Source organism: Streptomyces sp. NBC_00690 (assembly GCF_036226685.1).
Classification (GTDB): domain Bacteria; phylum Actinomycetota; class Actinomycetes; order Streptomycetales; family Streptomycetaceae; genus Streptomyces.
On record NZ_CP109009.1, the window covers coordinates 8818764 to 8833314 of the forward strand.

Below are 14551 nucleotides of genomic sequence, written 5' to 3' on the forward strand. Positions count from 1 at the left end.
GCTCGCCAACCCGGAGTGGGAGGCGTGCCTGCACGACTTCCCACCCTGTTTCGACGATGTCTTGGCGCCGTCCCCCACATCACCCGAGGAGGGTATGCGGGTGGATCTTGGCCACCCGCAGGGAAATCGCTGCGCTGGGGCGGTGTGGCAGAGCAGGATGAGGCATGGCCACGCACGATCCCGCCGGCGAAACCGACCGCCCCTCCGCCCCGGAGGCTGTCGGCTATTACGCAGGTGCGGCCGAGATCGCCCGGCATTTGGCGGATGCTGGCCTGACGCCACCCTCCCGATCCGGGCCGACCGGATGGCAGGGCGAGTTCTGCACCGTGGAAGCCCTCCCCGCGGACCAGTGGCCACCCGGCGTGCTCTGGACTGTTGAGGTCGTCCACCACCCCGATACGGCCTACCGGTGGCGCCTAGGACAGAGCGACCCACCCGGAGCAGCAGCACACCGCACCGAACGCCTCATGGCAGTCGCCGACACCCTCACCCACCTCGGCTACGCGGTCAACGTGGTGGACCGCCAGGGCTGGCGCCCGGGCCAACAGGCCCTCCGCGTCCACCGAACCGACCCACCCCCCCACCCCATCCCGCCCTCCGCACGCCCGACCGCCATCACCCGCCTCCACATCGTCACCGACCACCACCACGACACCCCGCCCCACTGACACCACCGACTCGAACGAACGGCGACGAAGCACCGCCCACAACCCGACGGCGTGGCTCGCCGAGGATGCCGACACCGACCCAACCGAACGGTCGGCATCCTCGGCGAGCCACGCCGCGAGGCTGGCAAAGGCCACATCACCCCACCACTCAGCAGAGCAGGTCTCTCCCGCCCCCCGAAACGCACACCAGCGACGACGTCACCAACGGGCCACCGAGAGACGCGCGCCCGCACACGAGTCGCCGACCCGCGTTACGCCCGCATGACGAGAACAAACCCAGGGCACGATGCGCGCTCAGACCGCCACCGCAAGACACACGCCCTCCGCTACGATGCCAACCTGCAGGACGCGCACCGCCGACCGCCAATGCCGCATCCCCGCCCGCGCCGCAGCAGCTCAGACGGCCAAGGGTCCCCACCCAGGCCCGCGACACCCACCCGCACCACTGCGGGCAGGCGCGGGCTGCCCGGAGAGCGGCAACAACCATGCCACGCAAACAGTCCCGCGCCGACCCACGCGCCCGCTCCGCGCAGAAGACCCCGGGCAACAACCACAAGTACACCGAGCCGCTGCGCGCCCATGCATATCGACCTCGCCGAACCGCGCGCGTCGAACCGGAAGGAGACCGACGCATGACCGCGACACCGACCCACGTCTACGTCCTCAGGCACAGCGCCACTCAGGTCGGAAAGGTGGGAATCGCCGCCCTGAACTCCACACGAATCGCTCAACACCAGCGAGAAGAGTGGAACTTGTACCGCGCCATGCTGCTCCCCTCCCGAGAGGCCGCACGGCAGGTCGAACGGTCCGTCTTGCGGCGACTCAAAGCTGACGGGATGGATGCGCACATGCCGGCAGCCCGCATGCCACAAGGAGGTCAGAGCGAGACCGTGAACCTTGACGAGGTACCGGAGGCTGACCTGTGGGACCGGGTGGTTACTGCGGCCCGCGAGGTTCAAGCTCAGGCGGACACCACCCGGGTAGTGTTGTACCTCGCCCGAATGGACGGCATCCCCGTCCTCGCTGCTGGGACTGATAAGCCCCTTGGCCGATCCAAAGGAAGCCCCGAGTGCGCCGTCGGGAAACAGCTTGGCGCTCACGGATGGCTGGTGTACGCGGCGAACATGACCGCAGCCAAGGCGGACGCCGCGCTACGCGGACTCAGGAGCTGGGCAGCCACGGCCGGTATGACCGACCTCAAGTCGCTGCGCAAAGTTGACTGGCCGACGCCGCTAGTACGCAACGTTTACCCCTTGAAGGGCCCGACGGACGAGAGCTTCAAGCAGGCGCGCATAGCGGTCGGAGTGCCGCTTTACCCGATCTCCGAAGACGATCCGGATGAGAACGACGACTGACATCCAGTGGCGTACGGCCCCGGGTTAAAGACTTCCACCACGGCGAGCGCCACTTCGCCGACTGACCGGCGCCCGGCGAAGTCACCGCGCGCCCGTTGGTGTTCGAGGGGTTCAACTTCGAGGCTGAAGCCCCGCGCGATGCGGCCGGAGTGCGTCTCAACGAGCGCCGTGCTCATCCTGGAGTCAGTGGGTCGGGTGGGGAGCGCAACCATTCCTGTGGCCCGATGGTCGTTTACATGCCATCCGTGTACCGGGTGGGCTTTGGTCGCTCCGCCTGGGGATGTTCCTGAGGCGCTGGACTGTGGGAGAACCCTTCATGCATCACCAGACCACCGTGGCAGCCCTCGCCGGGGCACTCGTCCTGTCCGCGTTCGTACTTCCGGGCGCCGCCCAGGCGGATGAGGTCTCGGGCAACATCAAGATCACGAAGGTGGTCGTCAACGGAGGGAAGGACATCGTCCTGGGGACCACGGATGTGAAGACGTTCACCATCGCGGTGACCGCCACGGACGACTCCGGCATCGAGGTCGGAAGAACCTACCCCATCATGTGGCACGGCCCCATCCACAAGCCGAGCGGCGACCCCTACGGTCTCGTGCTCCCCGACGACATCAGGGGCAAGTGCGTGAACCAGAGCCGCACCACGACCACCTGCACCTACACCTTCACCATGAACCCGCGCATCGAACCCCAGGACAACACCACGGCCGGAACCTGGACCGTGAGCGCCTATGCCCTGGCCAACGACGGCGACTACATCAGCAAGGACTCCGCCACGAAGGCAAGAGTCCTACGCAACTCCAAGCTCACGGCCAACGCCTCACCCGAACCGGTACACAAGAACAAGACGATCACCGTGACCGGCGCCCTGACCCGCGCCAACTGGGAGACCTACACGTACGGGGGCTATACCAAGCAGCCGGTCACGCTCCAGTTCAAGAAGAAGGGCACCTCCACCTACACGACCCTCAAGACCGTCACGACGGACAGCAAGGGCAACCTGAAGACCACGACGAAAGCCACCGCGGACGGCTCCTTCCGCTACTCCTTCGCAGGCACGTCCACGACCCCCGCAGTCTTCTCCACGGCGGACTACATCGACGTGAAATAGCCCCACGAAGACCCGACCCGCTGAGCGAAATGGCCTGGGCCGAAGACCCATGAACTAGGCATACATGTCAGGACCAGCGCCGGTCAGGGCAGGAAGTTCTGCTGCCATTGGAGCGAGTCCATGCTCAACGCGGCGTCCGCGAATTGAGCGGCCTACTCACACAGCAAGCCCGCGAGCGGCCTGCCGCCCTCGCCGTCCAGCCCAGCCGCGATGATCCGGTCCGCGACGCCCTTACACATCCCCTCCACCTAACCGACAGCACCGGCAAGCTAGCCCGCCACCTTGAAGAGCGTCATAGGGGCACCCCCACCTTCTGCTCCGGGCCCGGGAGAGGGGAAAAGCCAGGACGTTTCGCCGGAGACTGCGCCCTCGCTGGGCGGGACGCGTAGGTACGGCAGGGGTGTGGGGCCGGCGAAATCCGCCGAGCCCCACACCCTTGCCCTACGCCCTTCGGCCCCGCGAGTGTCGTCATCGTCGGGTGGAAGGAAGCCCAGTGGCTGACCTATCGGCCGTTGCCACCTTGCGGAGGGCCGCTGCAACGGGGCCTCCTATTGTTCTGCGGTGCGTGTCCGGACCGTTGGACCTGCGCCTCTCTTGTACGCGTGCGCACGCGTCCGCGGACTCGTGCATCCACGCGAACGTGGGAACGAGTTCAAGCATGGGGGGACAACGAGTCCCGGCCAAGAGATGTAGGCAAATATTTTCTCGCGGCCCGGATAATCCGATGTGACCTGCGAATACGTGCCAGATTCGCGAGATATTAGATCCGGCGGCGAATCATCCATTGAACAATTCTATTCCGGACGTTAAATAACAGGGTAGTGCTTTATTTATGCTTTGCCTCCAATGGGAACTGGATCGGCATCTTCACGCGTATGCCTGGGTAATGTGGGCTTCGCCGACGCATGTGGCTGCAACCACGAGCGCGAAGCCCTGTGCCCTGCAAGGCACTTGAGCACCAACGTTCCGGACCACGAACCGACCACCCGCCTCCTGTTGGGAGTCAACTTCCTTGTCTTTCCTGCTTCCTGAGCCCGTTCCTGCTGAGCAGAACGGGCCGTGCGCGCACACCCCTGCGAGCACCACGCAGTCCTCGCCGCTGGCCTCTTTACTCTTGCTCGTCATCCTCCTGGGCGCACTGGTCGTCCTGCTCGCCCGGGGAATGAAGCTGGAGGAGGCCCTGGCCATCCTGGGCGTCGCCGGTTTGATGGCCACCGAACTCCGCCAGCGGCTGCTCTGACCCGCCCCCCCCGGCCGGGCCCGTCCCACCGACGGGCCCGGCCCTGCTTCCGGGCTCGGGAAGGAGATGGACACCGTGGCCCGCCCCATGAACCCCTTACCCCCCAGCGACGACCCGCTGATCACCTTCGCCCGCGACCTCCAAACGCTGCGCAAGAAGGCCGGCGACCCACAGCTGGCGACGATGGCCCAGCAGAGCGGGATATCCACCGCGACACTGTCAAACGCCCACGCGGGCAAGAAACTGCCCACCTGGACCACCGTCAACGGCTACGTCCTGGCCTGCGGCGGCAACCCCGAGGACTGGAGCGCGCGCTGGGAAAGCCTCCGCCTGGCAACCGCCACACCCCCCGCCGATCTGTGCCGCGAGGCACTGCACCGATGGGAGCGCACCGCCGACCTCACCCCGCCGCAGGTCACCCACGAAAGCGAACTGCGCGAACTCCTCACGACGCTGCTCAACTTCAACGGTCTCAGCCACCGCACCCTCGCCCAACAGGCCCCCGGCTACTCCCACGTCACCTACAGGGCCGTCCTACGCGGCACGCGCCCACTGCGAGCCAAGATCCTCTACCAAATCCTCATCGGCTGCGGCGTCCACTCCCTGCGCAGCCAGGAGGCATGGTTCCACCTCCTGGGCCGCTTCTCCGCGCGGGAAGCCGTGGAGGGCGGCAAGCTGCTGGCCCGCGTGCAGCAACCCCTGCGATACGCCGGCGACATCAACATGAAAATGCTCAAGGACATCCTCGAACGCCTGGAGCGCGGCCGCGGCCTATCCGCCCTCAACAACATCTCCCACGACAACATCAGCGCCCTGCACACCGCCTACGAGGACATGCTGGCGCTGCTGCTGTCCTCCCTACAACGCTCCGACACCCAACTACCGAACAAACTCGGCTACGCCTTCAACCAGGTCGTGCGCGAGCTGCACAACAGCTCGATTCCCCATCCGGCCGCCATCACCGCCCTCGTCCCACTCGCCATGCCGTTCCACCCCCGCCTGTGCACCCGGGTCACCATGGCACTGAAGAACGGGGGCGAGCTGCTGCGCCGGGCGAACAACGGCGAACTCGGTGTCCACGGCCCCTCCGGGCTCCGGATGCCTCCGCTAGCACCCAGTACACCGTCCCAGCACACCGCACAGGCAGTCCGTAAGCCAGTTCCCCAGGGCGCGGGCAGCTGGCGACAGAGCACAAACCCAGCGCTCCGGTTCACATGGGCCACCTGAGCTTGGTCTGTCCCCGCGCCATCGGGCGCGGGGACAATTGTCGGTCAGGAAGCGTGGCCCCGTCATGCCGACTCCTAGATTGATCAATTGCAAGGGGTGCCTGCGGAGGGTGTGGGTGTGGGCGGCGGCCGAAGCCACCGCGAGACTCGGGTGGCGGGCTGCCGGCCGCTGGTTGTCGAGTGGCAGCGGGCGGTCAGGCGTCAGGGTTGACTTCGGGGTGCGTGAACCGCACGGGCTTGCCCAGCGACGGGGCGTAGGCGATTTCGGCTCGGGTGCTGTCTCCGATGTAGTCGCCGACTACGAGCACCTCATCAGCGAGTCGGATCTTCGCCTGGTGCAGATCGTCGAGTCGAATCTTCAGCGCCTCGACCTCGACGGGATCGGACCATAGTTCGGTGCGCTCACGATGAGGTCTCCTCCGCAGCGAGAGCAGGACGGAATGTCAGAAGAGCGTTTGACCTGGAAGTTGTTCAACGGCCCTCCCGAGTGTGGGTTCACCAGCCGTCTAACGCCCGTTTCCAGCCACCAGTCCATGCCCCTGCACGCGCCATTCCCCCGATACCACCCAAGCCGTGGGGCTCTGGCTGGACAGGGTCTGGCCGAAGCACTCGAAGCGAAGAAGTCGACAGACAGCCGCAAGCCGTGGGCTCCCACTCCCTTAGACCGTGTCTCACGTGGTGATCTTGGAGAGCTTGTTGTAGCAGGTCATGGCTGCGGCGAGGCCGAGGAAGGCTAGGAAGTGACCGCCCTTGCGTTCATAGCGGACGGTCAGGCGGCGGTATCCGAAGAGCCATGAGATCGACCTCTCGATCTTCCACCGGTGCCTTCCGAGGCGTTCTGAAGACTCCACACCCGGCCGGGCGATCCGTGGAACGATGTTGCGCTCGCGTAGCCACGCCAGGTTGCCTGCCGAGTGGTACGCCTTGCCGGCCCGGACCTTGTCGGGGCGTCGCCGACGGGGGCCGCGACGTGAGCGGACAGCCGGGATCCCGAGGATGAGCGGGCGAAGCGCTTGGACATCGTTGACGTTTGCGGCAGACACCCCGACGACCACAGGCAGCCCCTGCGCATCGGTCAGAACGTGCAGTTTGCTGCCCGATTTGCCTCGGTCAACCGGATTCGGCTCCGTCTGCGGACCCCCCTTTTCGCGCGCACCGAGGCAGCGTCGACGATCACAGAGCTCCAGTCGAGCCCGCCACGGGCTCCGATGTCGTCCAGAACCACCCGGTGCAGGCGACGCCACACTCCGGATGCGGTCCAGACGGAGAACCTCCGGTGAGCCGTCGCCGGCGACACTCCGAATGACGGTGGCAGATACCGCCACGCGCACCCGCTGGTCAGCACGTACACGACGGCCGTGAACACGGCACGCTGGTCGATCGACGCGGTGCCACCGCCTTGCGGGCGCGAGCGGAAGGACGGCAGTACCGGCTCGACCATGGCCCATAGATCATCCGGCACGAGCCGCTGCGACAGATCCCCACCCATGAACGATCATGATGCCGCTGCCGGGCGGCGGCCCCCGGCGACGGTCGGTGTAAACGTTGGGCTGGTTGCCCTTGCCGCCTCAGAATGGGTGCATGGCTCCTCCTTCCGTCGACCCGCGCCCGTTGAACGCCGGTGAGCGCGCAGTGCTTCAACACGTCCTGTCGGCGGAGTTCGTCGGCGCGTCGCAACTGCGGAGTCAACTGGACCGCACCGAGGTGACCGCTGTCTGGGGGCCCGACTCGGTGAGCGTCGACCTGCAGGTCCGAGAAACTTGCCAGCATGCAGCACTGCCGACAGAGCTCGTACCCGTAGACGCGCACGTCCATGACCCGTCCGGCGCCTACGTCGGCACGATCCTCGTATGGACGGACCAGGGAGCCACGCTCGCAGCCCTGGAGTTTGCCTGGATCACCGACGAGATGCCCACGTCTCTCCCGGCCATCGTGGACGGCCGACTCAGCTGGCCAGCCTGACAGGGCTGTCCCCCTGAGCACCTATGGCCCTGCGGCGAGCAAGATCGCCACGTGAGACACCGTCTTAGGTCGCCTTAGCCCGACATTCGAACCGGCTTATGTCGCCTCAGCTTGACACTTGACCGGCTTATGTCGCCCCTGGGGCGACATAAGCCGGTCAAGTGTCGGGAAATCCCGACACAGTTCAGCGGCGCTCAGCGCCCCGCCCCCGCCCCTGCCCCTGCCCCTGGCCGTTTCGAGTTCGTGCTGGCCGCCGGAGTCGACGTCCTCGCGGCCAAGGCGGCATCGAGCCGGGCAGATAGTTCCACCAGTTCCGTGTGTTGCTCACCAGTTGGATTCTCGCCTACGGCGACCCTAGGCACGGCTCCCCGACCACTCACTCCGCTGGTGCGCGCACCGTTTGGAACCCTGCTCCCGTGGCATCCCGGCCCCGAAGCCGAACCCCATCCTGATTCTGAGCCCGGGGTCACCTCGAGTACCAGGGCTCTGCCGGTGTGGCGGAACGGAGAGCTGTGTATTGAGCAATCTCTTCAAGGTGGCAACCAGTTAGGCACTGGTCTCAGCGGCTAACGCATCCTGGCATTGGCGCAGGATCGGCTCAAGTTTTTCCGCCTCGACGGGCAGCGCTCGTTGTAGATCGTTCAGGTCGTCCACGAGCTCCTGGACCCGAAACGCAGATGGACCTGCCGCGAGGAATTGGACCGTCATCTCGTACGCCCGGCCCCAATCAGGTACCGCACATAGCACTACCACCAGATTTCCCTGTGCTGAGAGGGTTTCCTCGTTGTTGCTACTGCCTTCGATCGTGGCGAGATAGACCGCTACCGCACTGGCTAGATGTTCAGCGGCTCCGCCGGCCCCAGAACAACGCAACGCAATCGCGTACTGGTACCGGCACCAGCCCTCGTCCATGCCGAGCTCAATGGCACGGCTAAGATCGGCCAGTGCTTCGTCGTATCGGCCCATGTGGCGGTGGGTCTCGCTGCGGTAGACGGCAGCCCAACCATTCTGTGGGTGGAGTTCGAGGACGTGGTTGTAGTCGGTGAGTGCTTCGTCGTATCGGCCCATGAGGTGGTAGGTGAGGCCGCGTTCGTTGATGGCCCAGGTGTCCTGCGGGTCCATCTCGATGCCGCGGTCGAAGTCCACCAGTGCCTCGCCGTAACGACCCATCAGGCAATGGACCTGTCCGCGGGTTGAGAGCATCCAGCCCTCGTCCGGCTCAAGCGAGATAGCACGGTTGAGATCCAGGAGAGCATCCTCATATCTGCCCGCCAGCCGGTGAAGAGCTCCCCGACGCTTGATGGCGGCAGTGTCCTGTGGGTGGAGTTCGAGGACGTGGTTGTAGTCGGTGAGTGCTTCGTCGTATCGGCCCATGAGGTGGTAGGTGAGGCCGCGTTCGTTGATGGCCCAGGTGTCCTGCGGGTCCATCTCGATGCCGCGGTCGAAGTCCACCAGTGCCTCGCCGTAACGACCCAGGACCCCATACGTCAGGGCGCGACCTGCATAGGCACGGGCGAGGGCCGGGTTGATGCGCAGTGCGGCCGTGTAGTCGCCAAGGGCGCTGCTGTGGCGGCCATGGTTGTGGTGGTCGCTGGCGCGCACCGCGTGGGCCAGCGCCCGCCCAGTAGTTCTGAGCTCGGGGAGGGACAGCAAGACGGCGACGCTGTCCGCGCTGTCGTTGCTGGTGCCGACAGCGTCGTGAAGCCGCCGCCCGATGTCGGCAAGAGTGCTGGATTCGCTGTCGTCGCCGGCCTGGATGAGCATGCGTGCCCAGCGTCTGCAGACCTCCGGACCGTGGTCGCAAGCATGAACGGTCTGCTCGAGAGCTTCCGCCAGCGCGTGCCGGGGGCGGGCGCACAACTGGTGGTACGTCTCGTTCAATAGGTGTTCCCGCCAAGCACGGTCGTCCCAAAAATTGCGTGGCTCAAGGCCTTGCTCCTGAGCGGTCCGCCACTGACGGAAGGCCTCCGACAACCTGGCATGCCGATCGGCCCACTGGGCCGGGGAATGGGTGCGCTGGAGCCGCAGCACCTGCGAGCGAATAACATCGTGGTACCTGCACGCGCCGGCTTCCTCAGTGACGAACGGCAAACGGCGCAGCCACCCGTAGCCCTCGTCTCCCGGCTCGGACGCAGGCATGGCCGCCTGGTAGATGTCCGCATTCAGCTGCAGAGGCAGAGCGCAGGCAAGGATCGCCGCCCGCCGCTGAGGGTCGTTCTCCCACTTGAGGAACCGACTGACCACAGTATCGGCGGGATCACCGACCTCCTCCAACGCCTGCGGACGACCCAGTGCCAAGGCATCCAGAAGTACCGGCAGCCGTCCCGAAGCACGCAGGATGACCTCAGTCACCTCCTCATCGATCACCCCCCGCGCGGCGAGCAGAGCACGGGCCTCGTCATCGGTGAACACATCCAGCGGCACCTCACAAACCAGATCCAGGTGATCACCCCAGCAGACCGGATCCAGCCGTCCCTGACCGGCAATCACGGTCACCACGTTCACCGGCACCTCCCCGTACACCTCACTGACCATCACATCCCGCAGCCAACGATCCAGAAGAGGAGCCGTCCGTTCGTATGTGTCGAAGAACAGCACCACCCACGGACGACGCCCCACAACCGCTCCGAGATCCTCAAGAAGAACCGGACTCAACACCTCTACCGGCGAGAGGACCAGCCGCACATCATCAGCGCTGCGCAGCCGAGCACTGAGAACGGCCCGCGCTCGATCCATCCCCGCCGCCACCAACTGCGGGTTGACCGCACTTGCTAGAGCCCCCACCCCCGGCACCAACCCCAGACCCACCAGGCTGGACTGCGCGATGAACAGACTCGACCCCGACGCCGGAATGACCTCCGCGCCCTCGCCGCTGCTGGCCCCAGACTCCGACCCCTGCGCCGCCGCAATCTCCTGGAGAACCGAAGCGGCATCAACTTCATGTTGCTTCTGCCGATACACGGCCAAGTGCTTGTCAAACCCCTTCAGCACACAACCCTGCTGCCCGAACTGCGTACTGATGGCCTCCATAGCCTCCGGCACACTGTGCACCCCGTCACCCACCACCGCAGTCACCGCGCCCATCTCACGCGCTAACTCCTCCCACCGCCGCACCAGCGTCGACTTGCCCACGCCGGCAAGACCCCGCACATGGAAGAGAAACTGATACCCCTCGCTCCCAGCTCCTTCAGAGAGGTTCTCCCGGAACACCGCCAGCTCATGCCGTCGACCCATGAACCTGCCACTGCGCCGCCGCTGGATCATCTCCCGCCGCGACACTGTTCTCCCTGCCATACCAAACCCCCGTGCCGGACGTATCAACCCTGCGGGCCCAAAGGGCGCACAGCCTCACTGATCGCTGGACTCTACGACTACCAGCCCGGGGCCCCCGCCGGGGAGTTCTGCTGACATCTAGGCCATCCGGCTATTGAACCCAACACGAGAGCTGGAAGGCCGCCCATAGAAGAGGAGGTCACGTCTGACCTCTTGACGCTGCCGTGACGGCGGGCAGATTGTGTTCATTCGCGTCACCGTTCCACCCCGATAGGGGGCTTTTGCATGTCGTTCACCTGGCGCTACGTGGTGCGCCCCGATGGTTCCTTCTGCCGCATCGGCAACCTCGACGGCAGCTTCGACAATGTGCCCGATGCAACGCGCTCACTATGCCGACTCCTCGCAGCGCGGCGCTCGCTGGCCGGACCCCCGCATATGTTGTGAACCCGCTTGAGGGCACCGCCTGGGGCAGGGCAAGGGCCTGACTCACCCACCAGCGCGGGTGAGTGACTCAGGCCCTGGAGATTGTTCGAGTGTCAGCTGAGTACCAGGTCCTTACCAAAAGCGATCTTGGTGGTCCTGGTGGGTGGGGTGCTGTGGGGTTCAACGTCGTGTGGCCATAGCTGTGCCCGCATAGGGGTTCGAAGCGGTAGTGGGGGAGGCGGCGTCTCCGCGGTCGAGTGCTTCGCGGTCGGTTCGGGCCGCCGCAGCGCAGTGAGCTCGGAGAGGGGGTAGTCGTCGACGTTCATGCTGCTGGGTTGAACAGCTTCCAGTGCCCTTCGGAGACGACCTCGACGCTGCCGTCGGTCACCGTGATGGCGGTCTGAGCGTCAATGGCGTATGCCCGGCCGTTCATTCCGGCGGCCCACCTTTCCGCGTCGGCCATGGTGTTGTCGGGACAGCCGGGGCTGTCGAGGTGCGGGAAGATGGAGAAATCGACGACTCCCAGCGTGCTGTCGTCACCGGTGTGCGGCTTCCAGCCGACGAAGTGCTCCCCGATGCGGGGAGTGAGCACCATGCTCCCGGCACTGAGCCCGACGTAGACCGTGTCGCGCAGTGACGGGAAGAGGTCGGCCAGTCCGGATTCCCGCATCCAGTGGCACAGGTACAGGGCGTCGCCGCCGTTCACCAGCAGGGCGTCTGCCTCTTGGACCCAGGAGACCCAGCGTTCCTTGTCGATGCTGGAAAGTGCGCTCAGCTCCAGCACGCCCACCGAATTCCACCCCAACTCGGTCATGGGGCTGGGGGACCGCCCGCTGATGAAGCGCCAGGGCCCGCCCGGATCTCCGTAGGGGCCCCCGTATCCCGCGGTAGGGATACAGAGGGCGCTGGCCTCGGCAATCGGTTTGCCCAGGAGATCGACCAGAGCCGCCAGCATGCTGGAGTTCCTGACACCGGAATCGGTAAGGAGAAGCTTCATCACGCCACCCTAGGACGATGACCACGTCAGCAGCTGCCCGAACGGGGCAGCTGCTGGGCGGACCGGCTGGCCGTTGTCGCCTCGTCCACGTCCGTGGCGGCAACGGCTGCAAGTAGTCCCTCTGGCGCCGTTTTGGGTGGTCCGGCGAGCAGGCCGGGCCGAAGCCCCAGCCGAGCAGAATCGCCAGATCCTGGCCCTCGCCTTGAGCCACCGGGTCGAGCACGAGACATCCCCGGGCCCGATTGTCACCCGCCTCCAAGGACTCGGCGCCGTCAGCTGCGGTACAGAGACCAGCACCGAAGGCCGGCAAGTGGTGGTCCAGCGCGGGTCGATGTGGTCCAGCCAGGCGTCGCTTACCTGTCAAGTTGCAACATCATCAGAACTCTGACCTGGGATGTGGTAGTTGTATCGACTGGAATTCACCCCTCGTGTGACCTGCCACTACACGATTGCCCTTGACCTAATCAGGTCGCTGACCTGGGGTGCGGTATTTCAAACGGGAGGCCGTGCTGGAGACTTCCTCGTTGACCATGTAGGCGGCTGCATGGCCGAGGGCGAGGTGGCAGGGCTGGAAGCCAGCACCTGCATTGACCCGTTCTTTCGACAGACCGAGCCCATCTGAACGCCCAGCATCACTGGGTGCTCCCCGGAATATGGGCGGTGGGTGCAGGTGCCGACATGTCCTCCGCCGTGTCGGCTGCACGTCGTGGGTCGACGGTACGCACCCGGGTGGCGAGATGGAGGTCGGCCTGCGCGGCGGACCAGAAGGCATGATCCACGACGGGGTCAAGGGAACCGCGCGGATCCGCCTGCGACTGGAAGCAACCGCAGACCCCCATGACAACGCCTACGAGGCCATCCTGGTACCCGCCGCCCACGGACAACTGTTCTTCAAAAACGAGACGGTAGAGTTTCACGACACCTCGCGCTTCACCAAGCCGTGGAGCGAATCCCTCGGCCGCGGACACCGCGAGTCGCTGCTCCCTCAAATAGCCGCTGAAGGACCACGGGGAGGAAGCGGCGTCGCCGGGCACACACTGAGAATCCTGCGGGGCTGCCGGGTCTACCACTTCCATGACACGACCCCCAACGCACCAGTGAAACAAGCCGGCTACACCTCCGATTCGGAAACCCTGCACCCCGACGCCCGGAACCTGGCCGCCTTCCTTCTCCGCTTGCGGGAGGACCATCCAGCCGTCTACCAGAAGATCGTGCGCACAGTCCGGTCCGTCGCACCGTTCTTCCGCGACTTCGTCCTGTCCGAAGACACCCAAGAACGGGTGCGCCTGCGGTGGAAACAAACGGACTCCGACACCGTCTTCCCAGCCGGCGCCCTATCCGACGGCGCCCTGCGCTTCATCTGCCTGACCACGCTCCTGCTCCAGCCAGACCCTCCGGCGCTCCTGGTCCTCGACGAGCCCGAACTGGGGCTCCACCCGTTCGCAATCACTATCCTCGCGGACATGCTGCGCTCGGCCACCGCCCGCAGCCAGGTCCTCGCGGCCACCCAGTCCGTCACCCTGCTCGACCAGTTCGACGTCAATGAGCTCGTCGTCGCCGAACGCGTCGACGGTTCAACGCAGTTGCGTCGGCCGGACCCCGAGACTCTGACGGCGTGGCTGGAGGCATACTCACTCGGCGACCTGTGGCTGAAAAACCTTCTAGGTGGTCGCCCCGCCCCCGAGCCGGAGCAGCAAGACTGACCGAATGCGACAGATCCACATCCTCGTCGAGGGCCAGACCGAGGAACGCCTCGTTCTCCGAGTCTTCCAACGGGAACTGGCAGACCGTGGGGTCTGGCTCACTCCGATCGTGCTCAAGACGAGCTGGGCGCCGGGCAGGCCGACCCATTGGGGAGGAGTGAGCAAGTGGTCCAACAAGTAGCACAGGAGATCGGCCGAAAGCCCAACAGCCGAACCGCACCTCCTGCCGGCGGGCAGAAGGCTGGCGAGCACTCCTCCCGCTGAACCCCCAAAGGGGTACCCGTCGATCTCAGAAGTTCAACCAAAACGACACCTCCAAGATCTGACGCACCCTCACCACAATGATCCGACCCATGACCAAACCAACAGAACCCCCGCCCCTCCTCGCTGCCCGAAGTAACCGCAACACAAGACAAACTGAAAGCCTCTCAATCCAGAGAAACCCCATACCAGAGCACGCCGCGCAGCAGAGTGCTCAGTCCGAAGCGCAGCGCAGGACACGGGTCGCAGACCCGCCCTGTAGTGTGTTGGGTCGCAGACCCAACCACGGCCGCTTTGCGGCCGCTTCAGCGAAGGGCGCAGCCCGTAGTCAC

12 protein-coding genes and 1 pseudogene are annotated in these 14551 nt (G+C 65.5%); 9 read left to right on the forward strand and 4 right to left on the reverse strand.

Going from position 1 to position 14551, the window contains the following annotated elements; translation table 11 throughout:
* The first annotated feature begins 164 nt into the window (after nucleotides 1–164).
* The 5 genes from OID54_RS37500 to OID54_RS37520 all read left to right on the forward strand — a co-directional run bounded on the left by OID54_RS37500 (nucleotide 165) and on the right by OID54_RS37520 (nucleotide 5601).
* Entirely contained in the window at nucleotides 165–668 is a 504-nt protein-coding gene (locus OID54_RS37500; RefSeq protein WP_329027158.1) for a hypothetical protein, read from the forward strand.
* A 632-nt stretch (nucleotides 669–1300) separates the two neighbouring features.
* Complete coding sequence (locus OID54_RS37505) at nucleotides 1301–2023, forward strand: hypothetical protein (protein ID WP_329027160.1); 723 nt, start codon at nucleotides 1301–1303, stop codon at nucleotides 2021–2023.
* Nucleotides 2024–2339: 316 nt separating this feature from the next.
* Nucleotides 2340–3134, forward strand: a complete 795-nt coding sequence (locus tag OID54_RS37510; RefSeq protein ID WP_329027162.1) for a DUF5707 domain-containing protein — start codon at nucleotides 2340–2342, stop codon at nucleotides 3132–3134.
* 1012 nt (nucleotides 3135–4146) lie between these two features.
* Nucleotides 4147–4374 carry a hypothetical protein gene (locus tag OID54_RS37515; protein WP_329027164.1) on the forward strand — a complete coding sequence of 76 codons (228 nt, stop codon included), beginning with the start codon at nucleotides 4147–4149 and terminating at the stop codon, nucleotides 4372–4374.
* A 75-nt stretch (nucleotides 4375–4449) separates the two neighbouring features.
* Nucleotides 4450–5601 carry a hypothetical protein gene (locus OID54_RS37520; RefSeq protein ID WP_329027166.1) on the forward strand — a complete coding sequence of 384 codons (1152 nt, stop codon included), beginning with the start codon at nucleotides 4450–4452 and terminating at the stop codon, nucleotides 5599–5601.
* Nucleotides 5602–5794: 193 nt separating this feature from the next.
* Here the strand turns inward: OID54_RS37520 and OID54_RS37525 are convergent.
* A pseudogene (locus OID54_RS37525) lies at nucleotides 5795–5995 on the reverse strand (hypothetical protein); the annotation flags it as partial.
* Nucleotides 5996–6271: 276 nt separating this feature from the next.
* Nucleotides 6272–7089, reverse strand: a protein-coding gene (locus OID54_RS37530) for an IS5 family transposase (protein WP_329027168.1) whose coding sequence is annotated in 2 segments (ribosomal slippage) — nucleotides 6272–6747 and nucleotides 6747–7089 — 819 coding nt in all. Because the reading frame shifts where the segments join, the coding sequence is not laid out codon by codon here.
* A 92-nt stretch (nucleotides 7090–7181) separates the two neighbouring features.
* Between OID54_RS37530 and OID54_RS37535 the strand changes: the two genes are divergently transcribed.
* Nucleotides 7182–7562: a hypothetical protein gene (locus OID54_RS37535; RefSeq protein ID WP_329027170.1), complete on the forward strand. Its 381-nt coding sequence runs from the start codon at nucleotides 7182–7184 to the stop codon at nucleotides 7560–7562.
* Nucleotides 7563–8108: 546 nt separating this feature from the next.
* Here the strand turns inward: OID54_RS37535 and OID54_RS37540 are convergent.
* On the reverse strand, nucleotides 8109–10841 hold the full coding sequence (locus tag OID54_RS37540) for a tetratricopeptide repeat protein (RefSeq protein ID WP_329027171.1): 2733 nt from the start codon (nucleotides 10839–10841) through the stop codon (nucleotides 8109–8111).
* 279 nt (nucleotides 10842–11120) lie between these two features.
* On the opposite strand from OID54_RS37540, the gene OID54_RS37545 reads away from it, so the two are divergent.
* Complete coding sequence (locus OID54_RS37545) at nucleotides 11121–11279, forward strand: hypothetical protein (protein WP_329027173.1); 159 nt, start codon at nucleotides 11121–11123, stop codon at nucleotides 11277–11279.
* A 301-nt stretch (nucleotides 11280–11580) separates the two neighbouring features.
* Here the strand turns inward: OID54_RS37545 and OID54_RS37550 are convergent, their stop codons facing one another.
* On the reverse strand, nucleotides 11581–12255 hold the full coding sequence (locus OID54_RS37550; RefSeq protein WP_329027175.1) for a Type 1 glutamine amidotransferase-like domain-containing protein: 675 nt from the start codon (nucleotides 12253–12255) through the stop codon (nucleotides 11581–11583).
* Nucleotides 12256–13025: 770 nt separating this feature from the next.
* Between OID54_RS37550 and OID54_RS37555 the strand changes: the two genes are divergently transcribed.
* Complete coding sequence (locus OID54_RS37555; protein ID WP_329027179.1) at nucleotides 13026–13958, forward strand: AAA family ATPase; 933 nt, start codon at nucleotides 13026–13028, stop codon at nucleotides 13956–13958.
* A gap of 4 nt (nucleotides 13959–13962) precedes the next feature.
* Nucleotides 13963–14139 (forward strand): hypothetical protein, encoded by a 177-nt coding sequence (locus tag OID54_RS37560; RefSeq protein ID WP_329027181.1) that lies wholly within the window; start codon nucleotides 13963–13965, stop codon nucleotides 14137–14139.
* Nucleotides 14140–14551: the final 412 nt, after the last annotated feature.